Origin of the sequence: Photorhabdus aegyptia, from assembly GCF_000612035.1 — a bacterium.
In the GTDB taxonomy this organism is placed as follows: Bacteria; Pseudomonadota; Gammaproteobacteria; order Enterobacterales; family Enterobacteriaceae; genus Photorhabdus; species Photorhabdus akhurstii.
Genome location: NZ_JFGV01000008.1, coordinates 1 through 17,818, shown reverse-complemented (window position 1 = coordinate 17,818; position 17,818 = coordinate 1). Strand labels below are relative to the sequence as shown.

At 42.7% G+C, this 17,818-nt stretch carries 14 protein-coding genes; 7 read left to right on the top strand and 7 right to left on the bottom strand.

The window, feature by feature from the left end; translation table 11 throughout:
- Positions 1–37: 37 nt before the first annotated feature.
- From BA1DRAFT_RS03515 to BA1DRAFT_RS03500, 4 genes are read right to left on the bottom strand one after another with little or no spacing between them, the layout of a single operon-like run.
- On the bottom strand, positions 38–1,885 hold the full coding sequence (locus tag BA1DRAFT_RS03515; RefSeq protein ID WP_235200961.1) for an ABC transporter ATP-binding protein: 1,848 nt from the start codon (positions 1,883–1,885) through the stop codon (positions 38–40).
- Positions 1,785–3,584 (bottom strand): ABC transporter ATP-binding protein, encoded by a 1,800-nt coding sequence (locus BA1DRAFT_RS03510; protein ID WP_235200960.1) that lies wholly within the window; start codon positions 3,582–3,584, stop codon positions 1,785–1,787. The genes BA1DRAFT_RS03515 and BA1DRAFT_RS03510 overlap by 101 nt, the downstream gene beginning before the upstream one ends.
- Positions 3,577–4,824 carry an MFS transporter gene (locus BA1DRAFT_RS03505; protein WP_036776101.1) on the bottom strand — a complete coding sequence of 416 codons (1,248 nt, stop codon included), beginning with the start codon at positions 4,822–4,824 and terminating at the stop codon, positions 3,577–3,579. Before BA1DRAFT_RS03505 ends, BA1DRAFT_RS03510 begins: the two co-directional genes overlap by 8 nt.
- Positions 4,821–6,827: a TonB-dependent receptor gene (locus BA1DRAFT_RS03500; RefSeq protein ID WP_036776100.1), complete on the bottom strand. Its 2,007-nt coding sequence runs from the start codon at positions 6,825–6,827 to the stop codon at positions 4,821–4,823. Before BA1DRAFT_RS03500 ends, BA1DRAFT_RS03505 begins: the two co-directional genes overlap by 4 nt.
- A 297-nt stretch (positions 6,828–7,124) precedes the next feature.
- Between BA1DRAFT_RS03500 and BA1DRAFT_RS03495 the strand changes: the two genes are divergently transcribed.
- Positions 7,125–8,102 (top strand): helix-turn-helix transcriptional regulator, encoded by a 978-nt coding sequence (locus BA1DRAFT_RS03495; protein WP_036776099.1) that lies wholly within the window; start codon positions 7,125–7,127, stop codon positions 8,100–8,102.
- A 79-nt stretch (positions 8,103–8,181) separates the two neighbouring features.
- Here BA1DRAFT_RS03495 and BA1DRAFT_RS03490 read toward each other — a convergent pair whose 3' ends face one another.
- Positions 8,182–10,035 (bottom strand): polyurethane esterase, encoded by a 1,854-nt coding sequence (locus BA1DRAFT_RS03490; RefSeq protein ID WP_036776097.1) that lies wholly within the window; start codon positions 10,033–10,035, stop codon positions 8,182–8,184.
- 1,014 nt (positions 10,036–11,049) lie between these two features.
- Here BA1DRAFT_RS03490 and bla point away from each other — a divergent pair.
- From bla to BA1DRAFT_RS03475, 3 genes are all read left to right on the top strand, one after another.
- Positions 11,050–11,934, top strand: a complete 885-nt coding sequence (bla, locus tag BA1DRAFT_RS03485) for a class A beta-lactamase (RefSeq protein WP_036776096.1) — start codon at positions 11,050–11,052, stop codon at positions 11,932–11,934.
- Between the two features lie 101 nt (positions 11,935–12,035).
- Entirely contained in the window at positions 12,036–12,290 is a 255-nt protein-coding gene (locus BA1DRAFT_RS03480; RefSeq protein ID WP_036776095.1) for a type II toxin-antitoxin system prevent-host-death family antitoxin, read from the top strand.
- Entirely contained in the window at positions 12,290–12,706 is a 417-nt protein-coding gene (locus BA1DRAFT_RS03475; RefSeq protein WP_036776186.1) for a type II toxin-antitoxin system VapC family toxin, read from the top strand. Before BA1DRAFT_RS03480 ends, BA1DRAFT_RS03475 begins: the two co-directional genes overlap by 1 nt.
- 91 nt (positions 12,707–12,797) lie before the next feature.
- Here BA1DRAFT_RS03475 and BA1DRAFT_RS03470 read toward each other — a convergent pair whose 3' ends face one another.
- Positions 12,798–13,088 (bottom strand): type II toxin-antitoxin system RelE/ParE family toxin, encoded by a 291-nt coding sequence (locus BA1DRAFT_RS03470; protein ID WP_036776094.1) that lies wholly within the window; start codon positions 13,086–13,088, stop codon positions 12,798–12,800.
- Positions 13,076–13,348 (bottom strand): CopG family ribbon-helix-helix protein, encoded by a 273-nt coding sequence (locus tag BA1DRAFT_RS03465; protein ID WP_036776093.1) that lies wholly within the window; start codon positions 13,346–13,348, stop codon positions 13,076–13,078. Before BA1DRAFT_RS03465 ends, BA1DRAFT_RS03470 begins: the two co-directional genes overlap by 13 nt.
- Positions 13,349–14,010: 662 nt before the next feature.
- Here BA1DRAFT_RS03465 and BA1DRAFT_RS03460 point away from each other — a divergent pair.
- From BA1DRAFT_RS03460 to BA1DRAFT_RS03450, 3 genes are all read left to right on the top strand, one after another.
- Positions 14,011–14,724 carry a phage tail protein gene (locus tag BA1DRAFT_RS03460; protein WP_036776092.1) on the top strand — a complete coding sequence of 238 codons (714 nt, stop codon included), beginning with the start codon at positions 14,011–14,013 and terminating at the stop codon, positions 14,722–14,724.
- A 313-nt stretch (positions 14,725–15,037) separates the two neighbouring features.
- A complete protein-coding gene (locus tag BA1DRAFT_RS03455; RefSeq protein WP_200868758.1) occupies positions 15,038–17,179 on the top strand; it encodes an amidase in 2,142 nt (713 codons plus the stop codon).
- Positions 17,180–17,212: 33 nt separating this feature from the next.
- The gene (locus BA1DRAFT_RS03450) at positions 17,213–17,551 is read left to right on the top strand and encodes a hypothetical protein (protein ID WP_321192522.1); all 339 of its coding nucleotides are present in this window, start codon (positions 17,213–17,215) and stop codon (positions 17,549–17,551) included.
- Positions 17,552–17,818: the final 267 nt, after the last annotated feature.

Sequence of the window (17,818 nt, the reverse complement as noted above, 5' to 3'; positions counted from 1 at the left end):
TATCCTATAAATAATGACGGTTACGAAACGGTGGGGGTTACACCTTATTTGGCTTATTTGGGTTTAGATGCCAATGCTCTTCTGAGCCGAGATGGTTTTTCCAAAGAGATTGATAAAGTGAACAACGTCCTAACAATTCATCGTGAGTTCCATTATCACAAAGGGTTCCATGATCCATCACCAATATTTGGTCAGCGCGGGTTATCGTGCTTAGCCGATGAGCGATAACAAAGACCGTTTTATTCCGGGTAAGAGAATCAAACGCCTGTTGTATCAACTGTTCGTTTTCGGGATCGAGAGAAGCCGTCGCTTCGTCGAGGAATAAAACCGGAGATTGTTTTAAGATGGCGCGGGCAATGGCAAGACGTTGACGCTCGCCACCAGACAACGTACCGCCATCCACGCCTAGCGGTGTATCGTACCCTTGTGGCAATGCCATAATCGTATCGTGAATATTGGCAAGGCGAGCAGCTTGCTCCAGTTCTAACTGGGTTGCATTGGGATCACCCAACCGGAGATTATTAGCAACAGTATCCTGAAAGAGTGCGGTTTCCTGAAATACCATAGTCACAGTGTCATACAGTGCCTGAGTTTGGTAATGATGGATATCATTTCCACCGAGACGGATTTCCCCCTTATCCAGTTGATAGAAAGAGAGCAATAGATAAGCCAGTGTGGATTTCCCACTGCCACTGGGCCCGACAATGGCGGTCATACTGCCTTGCGGCGCATAAAACGACACATTTTGGATAGCGGGTTGATTCGTACCTGGATAGCTAAACGAAATGTTATTAACTTCAACATCATATTTGTCTGGCGCGGCTAGTGGCCCGGAAGATTGGGTTGCAACAGCTTCTATCTCTGCAATATGGGTTTCACCTACTTGCGTTAAGGCTGTGATATTGAGCAGGGGGATGATCCCACGTAGGGGGGTAATTGTGGCAAACAACAACAAAATCGTGATAAGCATTTCAGAAAGTGTTAATGCTTCTGGTGAATTAAAGCGCAGGGCGCCAGCCAAAATGCCAACCACCACGCTGGTATCAATGATGATGTAAAACAAGCTCAATAGCGGAATACTTCTGAACACCCCACGGCGGAATGCAACCCGTAATTGATCGATTTCGCGGTCAAAACGCTGTTCTACCGTCGTGGTAGCTGCCGCAGCACGAATAAAGGACATACCTTGGGCGTACTCAACGATAGCTTCGGATACATCAGCCATCATAGCGGCACGCAAGCGCAATATTTCATTCAGTTTTTTACGGATAGCCCCTAGGATGAACATCCCAACCATCAGCACCAATAATGCACTGCTGCCAACCACCCAATCGAACCAGAATAAAGCCAGGTAGATAAGGGTCAGCATCATCACCTGACAGGCAATTTGCGGTGTGGTATAGGCTGACTGATTTTCCTGCCATTGCACATCTTCAGATAATGTCAGCGCTATCTTTCCGGCACTTAGCCCTCGAATCGTGGCGACAGATATACTGACAAGGCGTTGTAGCAGAGCGCGACGAATTTCTATGCCTAAACCATAGGCGGCAATGGTGAGTTTACGTAATGCGCGAGCCATAAAAGTAAATCGCAGCAACAGCAGAATAACCAGTAACCCCAAAGTGATAAGTGGCAGCATTGCGTTGTCACTTTCCCCCAGATGGGTAATAGCCCAGGCAGCAATAGCAAGTTGAGCCATAATCGCAACGGTATCCAACTGCTTATATAACAACCCCTTGAACCAAACTCTTTGCAGTTTTGGTGATAGATGTTGCTGGAGACGATTAAATAGCCCCATGATAATTTGCTCCTGTCCCGGTTTTTTCTCCCCGCCAAGCAGCCCACTGTCTGGCGTATGCTCCTTGCTGTGCGACCAGTTCCTCATGGGTGCCTTGTTCGATAATCTGTCCTTTATCTAAAACCAGTATTCGATCAAGATGACAGATAGTCGGCAGGCGATGAGCAATGACAATCACTGTCTTATTGCGGCATAAGGCATTGAGCGCCTGTTGCATCTCTTTTTCACATTCTGGATCGGCATAGGCTGTCGCTTCGTCCAATACAAGAATTGGTGCGTTTTTCAGAATAGCGGCGGCAACGGCAAGACGCTGTTTTTCTCCTACCGATAAACTCACACCGCCGTTCAGTACGGTGTCGTAGCCTTGTGGTAATTGTTGAATAAATTGATCTGCTTGCGCTGCGATAGCCGCCGCTGCAACTTCCGCCTGTGAAGCATTAGGACGGGCTAGTCGTATATTATTAGCCACCGTATCGTTGAACAGAAACACACGCTGGAAAACAAAAGAGACGTTATTACGTAGCGTCGGTTCATCCATATGACGGATATCAACACCGCCGATAGTCACCTGACCGTGTTGAGGGTCCCAAAGACGTGCGATAAGACTCGCGACAGTCGATTTACCCGAGCCACTGGCGCCAACTAAGGCTAATGAACTTCCCGCCGGGATAGAAAATGAAATGTTATTCAATGCATTTTCCTGTTCATCCTGGTAGGAGAAACTGACATTATGCAAAGCAACGCTGTGATCCGCAGGTGTTTGGCTCTGAGTACAAGGCATTAGTTCAGGTTGATTCATTAACCAACGATAACGTGTGATTAACGCCTCTTGCTGTTGCAAACGTGTCATCACAGCAAACATGGATGAGGCAATATTGCCGAATGCCATTGCCGCCAGAATAAAAAAAGTGAATTCGAATAAAGTGATCTCTTGTTGATTTAATAACCAGACCGCCAAAGGGAGGACAAACAACAGGTTAGCACTGGATAACACGAAAAACCGGCTGGATTTGACCTGTACTTTCTCAACCCAGACATCAATAATCCGTGTCAGAGCGGTGAAAGCCTCCTCAGCGCGTTGCAACGCAACCTTGCCGCCTGAATAGGTTTTAACCACCGGAATCGCATTAATAACTTCACCCATTGTTGAAGCAATACGGTTTTGGGCGGCATAAAAACGCTGAGTTGTCGTTTGCACCTTCATCTGGATATAGACGAATAACAGGCAGGCGCCCAAAGTTGGCGCGAATGCCGCCAAGGCTAACCGCCAATCAATGGCCAGCATGACGCTTAATGCGATCAATGGCCCAAACAAGGTAGCTGACATCTCTGGAATGATATGGGCAATACCATCTTCAAGTTGCTCGACGTCATCTAGCATCATCTTTTTTATTTCAGTGCTGTCAGTCAGCATGAAAAAACCCAAAGGCACAGACTTCAACTTGCTGCTGATATTGCGGCGAACATCAGCCTGTACATCAGCGGCAATCAAATGAGCAAAAAACGTTGAACCACTAAAGGTCAACATAGCGGCAAACGTGAATCCCAATAACATGACGCCATAATTCAATAGCGTGTCATATTGCCCATCATAGATAGACTGGGTGATAAGCCCGGCAACCGCCGCCGGTAACATTTGCAGACCGGCGGAAAGAATAGCAAGTGCGATAGCGACGTAACTCAGCGTGCGGTATGGGCGCATCATACACCATAACTCTTTAACAACGCCGGCATCAGCCGCACGTTGCTCCGGTGAGTTCTGAACAGAAGTATCATGGCTATGCATGCACATTCTCCCTTTGGAAATCATGGAATTTACGCAATGTCCAGAACAGGGCAGTGAAGGTGAAAATAAGTGCTAGCATGAAAAGGGTAGCGTAACTTACTTTAGTCACTATCAATCCCCCCAACATAGAACAGATAATTGCAACGCCCATATCCGTGGATTGCATCAACGCAAAATCCACACCAGACTGAGCACCTGCTGCAAGCGACATCATCTGGGTATACAGCGCAACAAATTTGGCGGCAGTGATCAACGTGATGAAGACATATGCGGCTGAAAGCAGGGATAACGGCGCTTCTGGTTGCTTGGCAAGCCAGAAAATGCAGGCTAATACGATAGATTCAAGCAGCATGATAGCCAGTAATGTCTGGACAGCGCCGAATTTACGTACAATGACACCACCAAGCAGCACACCAGATAATCCAGCTAATGCACCACCACTGGCAGCAATGATACCGAGTTGAGTTAAATCCACACCGCGATCGATCAAAAAGGGCGACAGCATACCGAGTGAAAGGCGCGTACCGATCATACACAACAATATCAAAACCAGTGCTTGTCTAACCGGCGCCCGGCGGAGGGCATTTTTGAGAGAAGGAGCAGCAACCGGGGCTTTTAAAACCGTCTGCGCTTTTTCTACCTGTGTTTCCCGTAAAAATAGGGCAGGCAATGACATCAATAGAATCACTATGGCTAACACTCCGGCGCCAATGTGCCAACCATACAGTGAAACAAGGTATAGAAACAGACCACTGCCAATGATGGAGCCCAAATAACCGCCGCCAACTTGCATAACATTACACCAAGGGCGGTGCTTTGGTGGTAACCGGTCAATAGCGTGACCATCGGTGGTGGTATCCACCACAGTCAGGCAAATTGTGATCAGAAACAGACCAACAATAATCAGCGGCATATGTTCGGCAGGTCTTGCCAGTGACATTGAACAAAAAAGCAATGTAATTAGCAGATTACCGCAGATCATGATACGGCGGGGGTTTGTATCCCCCGAACCAGATTTACGATAGCGCTCTATAATAGGCGCCCAAAGGAATTTGAACGCCCAAGGCAACATCAGCAAGTAGAGTAAGCCGATTTTATCTGGGGTTACACCGTGGCTGCGTAAAAACGCCGGCATACTTTGTAACGTTAACATGCCGATAGTACTTTGGAGGGTGTAAACCCCCGCCAAAGTCAACAGTAGTAACGATATATGACGGGGATGGGAGATATTATGCGTCATAACGAGACACTCACATCCAGCCCAACATTCAAGCCTTTATTGATCATACTGAGTGTATTTGGCCCCACGGTGAAACTGGAGACGCGATACTTTTTATCACCCAGATTTTCGCCATAGAGTTTTACATTAACCCCATGCGCCATCTCTAAACTTAATGAAGCGTCATAGAGGGTATATCCTCCCTGTTCAAGGGTATTCGCTTCATTAAAGTAGCTTTTAGAATAGTAACGGGCACCGGCATTTAAATAGAGGTTACCGGGTAACAACGTTTGATCAATCAAGTAGTCAAAACTTGCATTAAGCATGACATCTGGCGCATAAGGCAGACGTTTATTGTCATAACTTATGCCATTCTCTGTATCGGTTGCATCAATGAAGTTTGATTTGCCTGCACTTCCCCCAAGAGAAAATTTCAGCCCTTTCATTGGCTTAATTTGGCTACTCAACTCAATGCCTTTGCTCTCTGCTTTACCCACATTGCGTATAAACTGTGCACCGATCGGACCAACATAAATTTGTTTATCTTTCGAACGAATGTAGTAAACAGCGCTGTCTAATGTCACTGCGTTATCAAAGAACGAGGTATGCCAACCAAGCTCATAATTATCTGAGGTTTCAGTATTGTAGGGTTTTCTATCATTGGCGGAGGAGACAATGTTATTGAATCCACCGGGTTTGTACCCTTTAGTAGCGGAGATATAGAAACGAGTATCTGGCGTCAATTGCCAACCTAATGCGGCCTTAGGTGTGAACTCATTGCTGGAAACCTGGTTATCAAAAGCTTCGAGCGCCATCATGCCAGAACGGCCTGCATAATCTATCTGCGATTTTTCATGGGACAAACGACCGCCCAAGGTCAAATCCCACTGAGAAGCAAAGGGCAATTTCACTTCACCAAACAGTGCCAGCGATTTTGCTTTTATTGTGTTAGCCGCATCGCCATAGTAACCGAGATAACCACTGGTATGATGTTTATTCTTTTCATCTGAAAACCAGCCGCCGAGAACGCTGGTAATCCCATTTGAGAAATTGGAGTTCAAACGCAGCTCTTGCGTGGTGGCGTGGTGTTTCTCTTTCCATTTACCCCCGATGAAATCACGGTAAATATCGCGATCCTGATAAGAAGTCACACTGGTTAATACACTGTCGCCGAAATCATATTCAGCCTTGAATGCATAACTGTCAACTCGCCGGGTTAAATCAGGGATAGGGCCATCATATTCTTTCCGACTGAATTGTTCGTCGTTTAAATAGAGCTCTTCATGGGAATCGAGATCTTCATGAGCAAAGCTAAGTTCAGCACTGAATGAAGAATCTTCTGGGGCAAATGTCAGTTGCCCTCGACCGAGCCAAGTTTTGCTGGAATCAACATTTTTATTACCTCTATTAGGTGCATCAATTTGTCCAGGCTCTTTTACCCAACGCAAACTGATACTTCCATAAAGGATATCTTCAATAAGCGGAGTCGATCCGCTGAAAGAACCGCCTTGTTTCAGCTTAGAGTAATTACCGGAAAGGTTTAGCCAAGGGCCTTCTTGCGGCGAACGGGTGACGATATTAATAACACCCGCTTGCGCATTTCCGCCATATAAAGTCCCTTGCGGACCGCGTAATAATTCCACACGCTCCACGTTGATTAATTCTTGTGTTAAGAACTGGTGATCCTGAGGAACGCCATCGACATAAATTCGAACAGAAGGAGAATAGAAATCCGGCGAACTAATACCTCGAATGGTTGTTGCTGAATAAGTTCGGTTCCCCCGTGAACGAATTTGTAAGCCGGGAAAAGCACGCTCAAGATCTTGCACTTGAGTGATACCGGCTTGAACAAGTTCTTCACCCGTTCTAACCAAAACGCTACCATCCACTTTATTTAACGCTTCTTCTCGTTTATTAGCCGTTACAATCAAAGAATCCTCTGTCGCACCAGGCGAATGTTCTGCCCATACAACAGGCGAAATTAAACAACATAAAACAGACGCCTTAGCGTATTTTTTTTTCATATAAATAACTCGTTATGCACTGTTTAAGATCATGTTTTACAAAAATTAAACATGGTAAAACAAAAAACATAACGGGAGACTATCGATAATATTCCATCAGGGCTAACGGAATAGGGACAAAAGTAGCGCATTACGCACTATTGATAATGATTATCATTAATGATAAAGTGAGTGACATTCACAATATGCATATATATATAAAATAAAAATATAATGTCTTTAATATGCAAAACGCACTGTTTTAAGTGAGAAAACACTTTTTAACCGGTATCCGATGCTAATTTTACAGGGGATCTCATGAAGACGATCTATAGCAAGAAATTAGGAGTTTTCACGGCTGACCATTGCAATTGCATGCATTCGCATGCGGAGAAAAATAATACAAATACTCCCTTATTGATTGAGGAATTATCTGACGGAATTCATATAAACCGAATTCGCTTTGAGCTCGACAAGGATGTCACAGAATATTGTGAAGGGCCGCCAACGGTATCAATTGCGTTTATTTTAAACGGGAGAGGGAAAATGGCGATTGAAAATGGTGATGTTTTAGATATCAGTTCGGGAATGATGATATTTTTCCATTCACCTAAAATGACGCGTGGCATGAACTTCTTTGGTTGCGGCTCATGGCATATTCTCGATATTCGTTTCTCATTGAACGAAATTGAAGCTCAGGAATTACCCCCTTTCACCCAATTAGCGGCAGGTTTTGAGAAGAACGCCAGCTACAGTGATGCATTGATGATGGCATGTCCCATTTACCCACCATTTATGCAGATAGTGAATCAAATAGAAGAGTGCCAATTAAGTGGCAATGTAAGAAAGGTTTATTTAAAAGCAAAAGCGTTAGAGATACTCGCTTGTGTAGCATCTCAGGTTTATGACTGCCAGTATAATGTGATCAGCGGGTCGCAACGCCGTGCTGTTTATAATGCAATAAAAATAATTAACAGTGATTATCATTCCCCTTGGACGATAAAATCATTATCAAGAGCAGTTGGCTTGAATGAACGGAAATTAAAAGAGGGATTTCGTGCGGTTGTTTTTCGTACTTTCCATCAATATCTGGAGAATGTCCGTATGACAACCGCAGAAGATTTACTAAAAAAAGGAATGAGTGTCATTGATGTTTCTACCGCAGTAGGTTATTCCAGCCCAAGTCACTTTTCTAAACGCTTCCGGCAACATTATTTGATCAATCCTAAAGCATGGCAGGCGAAATATGCCGTTGGTCACACCTTATTAACAGAAAATATCGTAGCCGGGAATTAGCTATTCAATTGACTCCTAAACCAAGATGGCCATTTTAACATGGCCACTTTACAGGTAGGGATATCGCATAATTTATATGTTACGCCAGTATTATATTATCCACCAACAAACTGTCCATGCTGACGCCAACCAAAGTGACTGAGTTTTGGCCGAAGGTAAATACCAGATCATTGTCCACCATAGAGACATGATCCAGATAATTACTTTTATCACTACTGCCTTCGGTACCCAAAAACACGAGTTTATCAGTCTTATTGTAGCCATAGATGATATCTTGCCCAAAATCACCGTTGAACAAGAAGGTATTGTTATTACCCTGACTTTTCATGACATCGTTACCTTCACCACCGACAAAAACATTATTATTGCCGAAGCCGATCAACGTATCATCACCATCCAGACCAAACAGCCAACTACCGGAAGTTTTAGACGTCAGTGTATCATTCCCATCATTGCCTGTTACTGAATTGGCGTATTTCGTCTTCAATCCGCTGTTGGAATACAAACCATCGGCCCTGACTTGAGAATCCACCTGTTTAGTCAAAAACAGCCAGGTACTTTCTTTACTTCTTATAGTGGAAATATCAGTAGCAACTGTGATACCACCTTGTGCATCACGCACATACAATGTACCTGCCTGGTCATAGGCTATTTCTGCATTTTTTAGTGACTTCTGTAAGTCAAAAGTATTATGGCCTTTCCCCCCGGCAATCATGTTAAATCCGCCGTCATCGCGGAATATATCATTGCCATCGCGTCCTTCCAAATAATCGTTTCCTTTACCACCTTTAATCAGGTCGTTGCCGTCGGTACCAATAATAAAAGTACTGCCAGTGTGTTTCTCAGCATTCCGATTCAAATCCTGCACCCAAGTATTTCCACGGGTGACATTGGAAAGGTTGCTGACAACAATAGTCGAATCTTTATGTGTTAGGTCGTAGAACGTTGACTCCATAATACGTTGCATGCCGCTCTGGTAAAATGGCGTCACATGCGAAACCCAAGTTGACAGATTAGCAATAGAGAAGGGCAGTACATTCCACCAGTCTGATGCATAGTGATCGTTAAAATTAACAATATTATTTGTAGCCGAATCTCTTGGTACATCGTGAACGCCCGCAGAGTTCGCATCAACACTGGTACCGTTGAGCACGCGGAATACAGGATCATTTTCATATCCTACATTCAGCACCTTGTTACCTTTCTCATACTGTGATGGCGAAGCGAAAGTGATATAGTTCGACTGGGAGTAGAATCCCCCCCATTTCGTATCGCTAGACTCCGCCATACTATTCACAGCTAACCCACCCAAACTATGGCCGCTGACCACAACGTCATTGCCCGTCAAACCGTGAGCTTTGGCATAATTGGCTACATGGTCCAGCAGCCGGCCAAAAGCGTTTGGCGCGTAGTCATTCGAATAGTCTTTCTTACCTAAAGCCACCAGCACATTATTCATAATGTCGCCCAGTGTATCGGTAATAACTGACTCTCGAGGACCACTCGTACCGCGAAACGCAATGCCAATAGAAATCAAATTACCATCAGCATCATATTTTCCCATTACCTCTGCCTGAGCAGTGGAATGACTTGCTTTTTCGCCAAAAAAAGTACCGCGGGCATCAGTTCTACCCTGATAGCCTAACTCATCAGCACTGATAGTAAACCATCCTGATTCATTGAGTTTATCTTGTGCCTGTTTTTCCGCGTCTGGATTCCAAGGCAATTTAGGCGTGATGCCCTGCGATGTCGTGCTGCCGAGAATTGCGGTCAGCAACGTTAATGGCATCCCTAAACCAAAACCATAATTGTAATACCCCTCAGCAAATCCGCTACCCAGATTATGATAAGCATATCCGGAGATAGTTTTTGCGTCGGAAAACAACTCTTTGGAAGTAGCGCTATCAAAGTCTTTGTACTGAAAAACACCCATGATGCATATCCTTGTTAAGTTAAAATAAGGTTAAAAAAGTGTTCTAAAAATATTAACCAGCTAGGTAAGTATAGATTGATGTAGATCATTTAAAGAGTAATTGTCTAAAAATTTATAAATTAGTGAGCCATAATGAAAATTTAATATTTTTACAAATCTTTAATTGAATAAATTAAGTTTATATGCTAAATGATCTCGCGGGTGAGAATAAACATACTAAATATATCTATATCATTGTTGATAGTTTTTAAAAGTAACTAAATTAATGGATAGTTATAGTTCACAATATTATAAAGGGAGATCGGTTAATTCCATTTAATACATATAAAATAAATATGGATATTTAAATTAAATGAAAAAATTTATCGCTGACTCACTTAATTGGTTAGAAAAATAAAATTAAAACCCATTCAAATTAATGCATAATACTGACATTCATTTCTTATTGATTAGAATAGTTGTTATTACTCTTTCAATATAATTTCTTTAATAATCAATTCACAAATACAATACATTGATTTTTTATTTAAAAACAGACTTTAAAATAAGATTATAATTGTATTATGTTAATAGTTATATTTATTAAATTGCAATGATAAATCTGTATTTATATTCTTAATGCTTACTATTTTAAATTAGTTTTATTTGATAAAATTTTAATTTTATATTCATACAACAAATTAAATTAAAAATACTTAAAAATCAATAAAATATTACCATTTCATTAGCGTAAAATCACAGCCATAAGTAATGTGGAACATTTATAATAAGTTATTGAATTTAATTTTTTACACAGGGTATAAAATTAATTAAAAATAACAAAAATAATTCTAAATCTTCTAATTACAATTACCACAGCATTAAATGAAATATTATTTCACATTATATCTCAGATTAAACACAATGCTTATCATGATAAAAATCCCCATAATAAAATATTATTAAAAATAGTGCGACATTACTTTTTTCTCTCTATAATGCGTTTTTTTATTATCCATATTACGAGATCCAAATATGAAACACTCTCCGTTGCGGCGTTCGTTATTATTAGCCGGTATCACATTTCCATTGATCAACTTTGCTTTTCCGGCATGGTCTAGCGCCACTCCCTCATCCCTGCATAAACAACTTGCCGAACTGGAAAACAGTACAAAAGGTCGTTTAGGTGTGACGCTGATTAATACTGTCAACGGTCAGGAAATTCAGTACCGAGGGGATGAGCGTTTTCCTTTCTGTAGTACTTTCAAGCTGATACTTGTTGCAGCGGTATTACACAAAAGCATGTCCCAATCTGAATTGCTAGCAAAACATATTCACTACCGTGAGTCCGACTTACTCTCTTATGCTCCCATTGCGCGCAAAAATTTAAATCAAGGGATGAGCGTTGCACAATTATGTGCGGCAACAGTGCAATACAGCGATAACACCGCAGCAAATCTATTGATTAAAGAATTGGGGGGATTAGAGGTTGTAAATCACTTTACTCAAGGTATTGATGATCCTGCATTTCGACTCGATCGCTGTGAACCCGATTTAAACAGTGCCATTCCCGGTGACCTCAGAGATACCACAACACCTGCCGCAATGGCGACCAGCGTGAGGAAAATCGTGCTTGGAGAGGTACTTGCAGCTCCACAACGGGAACAGTTAATCGTCTGGCTTAAAGGAAATACCACCGGAGATGCCAGTATTCGTGCCGGTGCTCCAGCCGATTGGGTAGTGGGTGATAAAACCGGTGGTGGTGATTATGGCACCACTAACGATGTCGCCGTACTTTGGCCGCCAAAGGGGGCGCCTGTGGTTCTGGCAGTTTACTTTACCCAACCTCAGCAAGATGCCGAATCACGCCGTGATGTACTTGCTTCGGCTACGCGGTTGGTGATGGCACACTTAACCTAATTTTTCCTGGGATGCTAAGAGGGTGAATGACTAAAATTTGCACCCCTTAGCAATATGTAGTAACGTACCTACATAAATTAGCTATTATATCGAGGTGCACCATGTCAATCACAACCTTATCGAGTCGGCAGCTCAATCAGGATGTCAGCGGGGCAAAAAAAGCAGCTAAAAGCGGTCCAGTGTTCATCACAGATCGTGGCAAACCGGCACATGTCCTGCTAACCATTGAGGAATACCAACGAATCACCAAGCAGAGTAGAAACATCGCTGATGCTTTAGCAATGCCCGGTGTTGAAGATATTGAATTCAATCCACCACGTGTCGTTATCAATAGCCGTCCAGCCAATTTCTCATGATGTATATTCTTGATACTAATATTGTCTCCGAACTTCGGAAAGTTCGAACGGGTAAAGCTAATGCCGGTGTGGCTGCATGGGCTGAAAGTGTTGATGCAACGAAGCTTTTCCTGTCAGCCATTACTATTATGGAGTTGGAAACCGGCATCTTACAGATTGAACGACGAGACATAACCCAGGGGGCATTATTGCGCTCATGGTTCAACCACCATGTAATACCGGAATTTACTGGTCGGATCTTGCCAGTAGATACGGCTGTAGCTCAGCGGTGTGCCCGGTTGCATGTCCCTGATCCATGCTCAGAACGTGATGCACTAATCGCCGCCACCGCGCTGGTTCATGGTATGACTGTCATCACACGAAATGTGATTGATTTTGAATTGACCGGTGTACCAATATTAAATCCCTGGGTTTAAGGACGGTGAAATATTTAAATATTCATGTTGGGTAGTAGGTGATAAAACCGGTAGTAGTGATTATTTCTCATTAGCAGTCATCTGTCTGATTTTAATATCCGGCCTCTTTTTGATGCCGTACAGCAAAAATTGTTGCTGTTTCACCCTCAATCCGATACAAGGCGATATAGCCACTACTTCCAAAATCAATAAGCCATTCTCGGAATTCCGGATCCATATCGTCAGCAGGGCGTCCCGCTTCAGGTTGACGTGCCAGCATTTTCACGCCAGCACGTATTGTTTTAATAGCTCGACGAGCAGTGTCTTTGTCTTTTTTAGCAAGAAAACCATAGAGCCGCTGTATATCAGAGAGAGCAGGTGGAGACCAAATCAAACGTGGCATTCAGGTAACTCCGCATCTTCTCCTGCTTCGAGCTTAGCTAACCAGTCGTCCGCTTCTTCAAGTGTCAGGTGTAGTCCATTCTCTTGATACGCTTCCCAGGCACGCAATGCATCCTGTTTGAAAGCTTCACGTTTTTCTTCACGCTCTACATAGTCACGTATAGCTTCACGCATTATCCAATGAGCTGAACGATGCCGCACTTCTGCCAAATACTGGATCCGACTTTTCAAGTTATCATCAAGTTTTACTGAGGTTGCCATTTTCTTCCACCTAAATATTAGAAGGTAATACCTTTTAATACTATATCATGAAATCTCCGCTTTGCTACTAGGTAAAGAAAACCTACGTTTTTCACTTGTTTGGTGCGTTGGCTGAATTTGAACGTCATCTACGCCGCCACCGCGCTGGTTCATGGTATGACTGTCATCACACGAAATGTGATTGATTTTGAATTGACCGGTGTACCAATATTAAATCCCTGGGTTTAAGGACGGTGAAATATTTAAATATGCATGCTTATATTAAATAAGAAATGAACATGCATATTGATATATTTATTAAAAATAAAATCAAAGCAGAACATTGAAATGTCATTTTTCAAATTTGAAAAAACATTTACCCAGTCATTACTATCTATTTTATCCTGTTTTTCTTTTGGTTATTATTCAAATAAAAATATTTTCATATTTTAATTTTATTATTTTATACATTAACTTTCCAGAAAAATAGAAAGGCAATAACTCACACTCATTAATCTGTTTATCCATCACTTATACAAAAATAATTAACCATGTAATTTATAAAAATAATCCATTATTATTATTTTTAACTAGACTATGATTAGCACCAATAAATAGAGTTATCGATACGATAATTTAATATATTGATTACATGGGAAAAAAGTTTAATTCAAGAGGGGAATATGAGCCAAAAAAATGATTTTAAAGCTTTTTCTATTAGTAATAATGCTAATGTAGTGAGTCAAGAAAAATATGAGGAAAATCAGAGTTTGCAGGTAGGATTTCCACCAGAGAACATCTCTACACATATATTAAACAAAGCGTTACGCCAATCATCAACAATAGCCGCTGTTATCGCTAACTTTATTGCGACACAATCTGATGATGATGTTCTGGATGATGGTGATGCAGAAATTCCCAATGCCTCATTAACACAAAAAGGCATTGTTCAACTGACCAATGAAATTGGCAATAATGAGACATTGGCCGTGACACAAAAGCTAGTTCAGGAAATCATCAATTCATTGCGTGGAAATAATGGTTCCGCTTTTAATATATTACAGTATCCGAAGTTAGCAGAAGCTTATCCTGATGGCAGATTACCTGATTTAAGAGGTGAATTTATTCGTGGTTGGGATGATAATAGAGGGGTAGATCCATCTCGTTCATTATTGTCATGGCAAGAAGGGTCTTATTTGCTACAAAGTCTTGATGCTAATACTATTACCTTTGCACTCAATGGTCTTACAAAATTACAATGGGATACTCCCCAAGATGACAATATTTCAGCAAGAGTTCAATTTATTAATGGTAATACCGGGCCAGTAGATAAGAACTATATAGGAGTGTCAAGACCACGAAATATCGCATTTAACTACATCGTAAAAGCAGCATAATAATGGCACAAGAAAATATCTTGGATTCAAAAACTCTGTATTAGGGGTCTAATGGAATAATCCCTAATTTTGTCAAGTTTGCTTTTCCGAATGGCGTAATGACTTATTTATCTTCATATTTAAGTTCTAATTTAACCACATTCAGTTCACCCATTATTGGAGATTAATTATGAATTTAGAAAGTATAACCGCCATTCGGTCAGGCCGATCTATTACATGTAATGCGTGGTTGTTCTGGTTAAGGAAGTTCACCGGGAACATACCCAACAGCGTGCTAGTAGTGATGGGCTCATTATTCATTAGCGCGGTATTTATGCCAACGACTGATGCATCCAACACGCGGATTTTTTCGTTGCAAGAAGCAACCATCAAACAGATGCAGCAAGCGATGGAGGCTGGTGCGTTGTCGAGTGTCGAATTGACGACAATGTACCTGAACCGAGTATATGCCTACGATCTCAATGGCATAAAACTGAACTCTATTCCTGTCTTAAATCCAAGAGTGCTTGAGGAGGCTACGGAGGCAGACCGTCTGCGGTCTGAGGGCATAATACTCGGGCCTCTTCACGGAATCCCTTACACTGTTAAGGATAGCTATATGGTTGCTGGTCTCACCGTAGCGGCGGGTTCGCCCGCCTTTAAAAAGCTGATGGCAAAAGATGATGCCTTCACGGTTAAAAAGATTCGGGAGTCTGGTGGAGTTCTCATCGGAAAGACCAACATGCCTCCGATGGCAGCCGGGGGAATGCAGCGAGGTGTTTATGGTCGTGCGGAAAGTCCCTACAACGCCGACTATCTTACGGCCGCATGGTCTTCCGGTTCATCGAACGGTTCGGCTACTGCAACGGCCGCAAATTTTGCGGCCTTCGGTATGGGAGAGGAAACCGTGTCGTCTGGTCGTTCACCTGCTTCTAATAATGCTCTGGCGGCCTATACTCCTTCACGTGGATTGATCTCAACCCGAGGCAATTGGCCTCTGTACCCTATACGTGATGTGGTTGTCCCGCATACACGTACTGTTGAGGATATGCTTCGAGTCCTGGATGTGGTAGTAGTTGATGATCCAATCACAGAGGGAGACCTCTGGCGTCATCAGAAGGTTGTCAAACTCCCTGCGGTGACTTCAATACGCCCTAAAACCTATCTTGAACTCAGGGACCCAAATTCGCTGAAAGGACGAAGAGTTGGCGTTCCAAAGATGTACATTGGCAAAGATTTTGGCGGCAGTGATCCCGTTCGCGTCAGGCCGTCTATCATTGAACTTTGGGATAAGGCTGCTGCCGACCTTCGTACGCTTGGCGCTGAGGTGATTGAAATCGATTTCCCACTCCAGAATAATTATGAGGGGGACCGTGTAGGTACCAGAACAATGGAAGAGCGCGGACTTATTCCGCTCAACTGGGTGGAATTGGAGTTTAACTACATAAATTCCTATGCGGCCGAAGAGTTCCTCAAGAGCGTAGGAGACCCAAATTTCCCTTCTTGGACTAAGATTGACCCGGCGACAGTATTTCCAAATCCGCCAGCATCCGTCGATGCATGTCGCGGATTTAATCGAGATTCAGATTATAAATTGCTCATCGACACAATCAAAGCTGGAGTCCAGCCCATCGAGAAACTACCGGGTTTTGCGGCTATGCTCCGCGGCCTCGAAGAAACGCGAAAGATAGACCTTGAGAACTGGATGAAGGCGGAGAAACTTGATCTCATTGTTTTTCCCGCAAACGGCAACATCGGTAAAGCTAACGCAGATATCAATGATGTCTCGTACGAAGAAGCATGGCAGAACGGTAACTTTTACTCGAACACCAACTATGTTCTCCGTCACTTGGGCATCCCAAGTGTTTCAGTAAGCATGGGGACCATGAAGGATACGGGTATTCCTGTTAACTTAACATTCATTGGCCCAGCTTACAGCGACAACGATCTGCTTCGGTACGCATACGCTTATGAATTCGCCACCAATAACAGAACCCTAGCAACCCGGGTTCCCCGATTGTCCGACGAAATACTGGACTACTCAGACGGAAAAACAGTACCACCGGTGCAACGTACAGATAAGCTGCCCCCGATGTTAGTATTGAATGCATCTCTTGCCGGTACTACGCTGACAATTTCTGGTACGGCGAAGGATACAAGTAAAATTGCGACAACGCGTGTTTATGTTAATGGGATAAAGATACCATTTGATGGCGATTTGGTTAACTGGCAGGCGAAAGTTGACACCAAAAAATACTACAACATCACAGCATTAGCCGCAGAAACACTTTTCGTGATTGTTATTTCTAAAGACGAATATGGTAATACGGCCGCGGCAACCAAAAGTATCAAATTGCCGGTAAGCGAGAGTAAAGCAACAATACAGATCGACAACGGGACTACGCCATCATCTGCACGTCCGCCAGCAATCATACCTGCGTGTATACCTAGCGGCGCCCCACAACATATTGGTTAAACAGGCGGACACCTATACCCTATGGATTTCAAGATGGATCGCGACGGCAAGGGAGTGATTAGTAATAATGCTAATGTGGTAAGTCAAGAAAAATATGAAACAGATAAGAGTTTACAGGAAGGATTTCCACCAGAAAATATCTCTACTCATATATTAAATAAGGCATTACGCCAATCATCAACAATAGCCTCTGTGGTAGCTAATTTTATCGCGACACAATCTGGCGATGATGTTTTAGATGATGGTGATATAGCTAAACTTACCGCCAAATTAAATCAAGCGTTAAAACAAAAAGTCACCGCAGAAATTCCCAATGCCTCAACTTATTGCGTGGGAATCTTGATGGTAAAGTCTCCAATAGCCGTAAAATAAATGGTAAAGCGTTGACTGAGGATATTAATCTGAATGCGAGTGATGTAGGGGTTAGTTATGAATAATATCATCGTTCATCATGACACGTGGCTCTAGCAAAATCATTTTCACGGATAATAAAAGCTCATCAGGTAAGATGAGCTTTTATTGCTTTCTAGACACGCTCGAAGTTTGGATTGAGCATCGTCATCATTTTTGGAGAGGGCGTTCAGAATTCTGTGTCACGTTAATTTAGCGGTTACAACGTTATCACATTATCCAAACGCC

Coding starts and splice junctions, on each gene's coding strand:
- BA1DRAFT_RS03515 (WP_235200961.1), bottom strand. CDS start 1,885: ATGAGGAACTGGTCGCACAGCAAGGAGCATACGCCAGACAGTGGGCTG.
- BA1DRAFT_RS03510 (WP_235200960.1), bottom strand. CDS start 3,584: ATGCATAGCCATGATACTTCTGTTCAGAACTCACCGGAGCAACGTGCG.
- BA1DRAFT_RS03505 (WP_036776101.1), bottom strand. CDS start 4,824: ATGACGCATAATATCTCCCATCCCCGTCATATATCGTTACTACTGTTG.
- BA1DRAFT_RS03500 (WP_036776100.1), bottom strand. CDS start 6,827: ATGAAAAAAAAATACGCTAAGGCGTCTGTTTTATGTTGTTTAATTTCG.
- BA1DRAFT_RS03495 (WP_036776099.1), top strand. CDS start 7,125: ATGAAGACGATCTATAGCAAGAAATTAGGAGTTTTCACGGCTGACCAT.
- BA1DRAFT_RS03490 (WP_036776097.1), bottom strand. CDS start 10,035: ATGGGTGTTTTTCAGTACAAAGACTTTGATAGCGCTACTTCCAAAGAG.
- bla (WP_036776096.1), top strand. CDS start 11,050: ATGAAACACTCTCCGTTGCGGCGTTCGTTATTATTAGCCGGTATCACA.
- BA1DRAFT_RS03480 (WP_036776095.1), top strand. CDS start 12,036: ATGTCAATCACAACCTTATCGAGTCGGCAGCTCAATCAGGATGTCAGC.
- BA1DRAFT_RS03475 (WP_036776186.1), top strand. CDS start 12,290: ATGTATATTCTTGATACTAATATTGTCTCCGAACTTCGGAAAGTTCGA.
- BA1DRAFT_RS03470 (WP_036776094.1), bottom strand. CDS start 13,088: ATGCCACGTTTGATTTGGTCTCCACCTGCTCTCTCTGATATACAGCGG.
- BA1DRAFT_RS03465 (WP_036776093.1), bottom strand. CDS start 13,348: ATGGCAACCTCAGTAAAACTTGATGATAACTTGAAAAGTCGGATCCAG.
- BA1DRAFT_RS03460 (WP_036776092.1), top strand. CDS start 14,011: ATGAGCCAAAAAAATGATTTTAAAGCTTTTTCTATTAGTAATAATGCT.
- BA1DRAFT_RS03455 (WP_200868758.1), top strand. CDS start 15,038: ATGCCAACGACTGATGCATCCAACACGCGGATTTTTTCGTTGCAAGAA.
- BA1DRAFT_RS03450 (WP_321192522.1), top strand. CDS start 17,213: ATGGATCGCGACGGCAAGGGAGTGATTAGTAATAATGCTAATGTGGTA.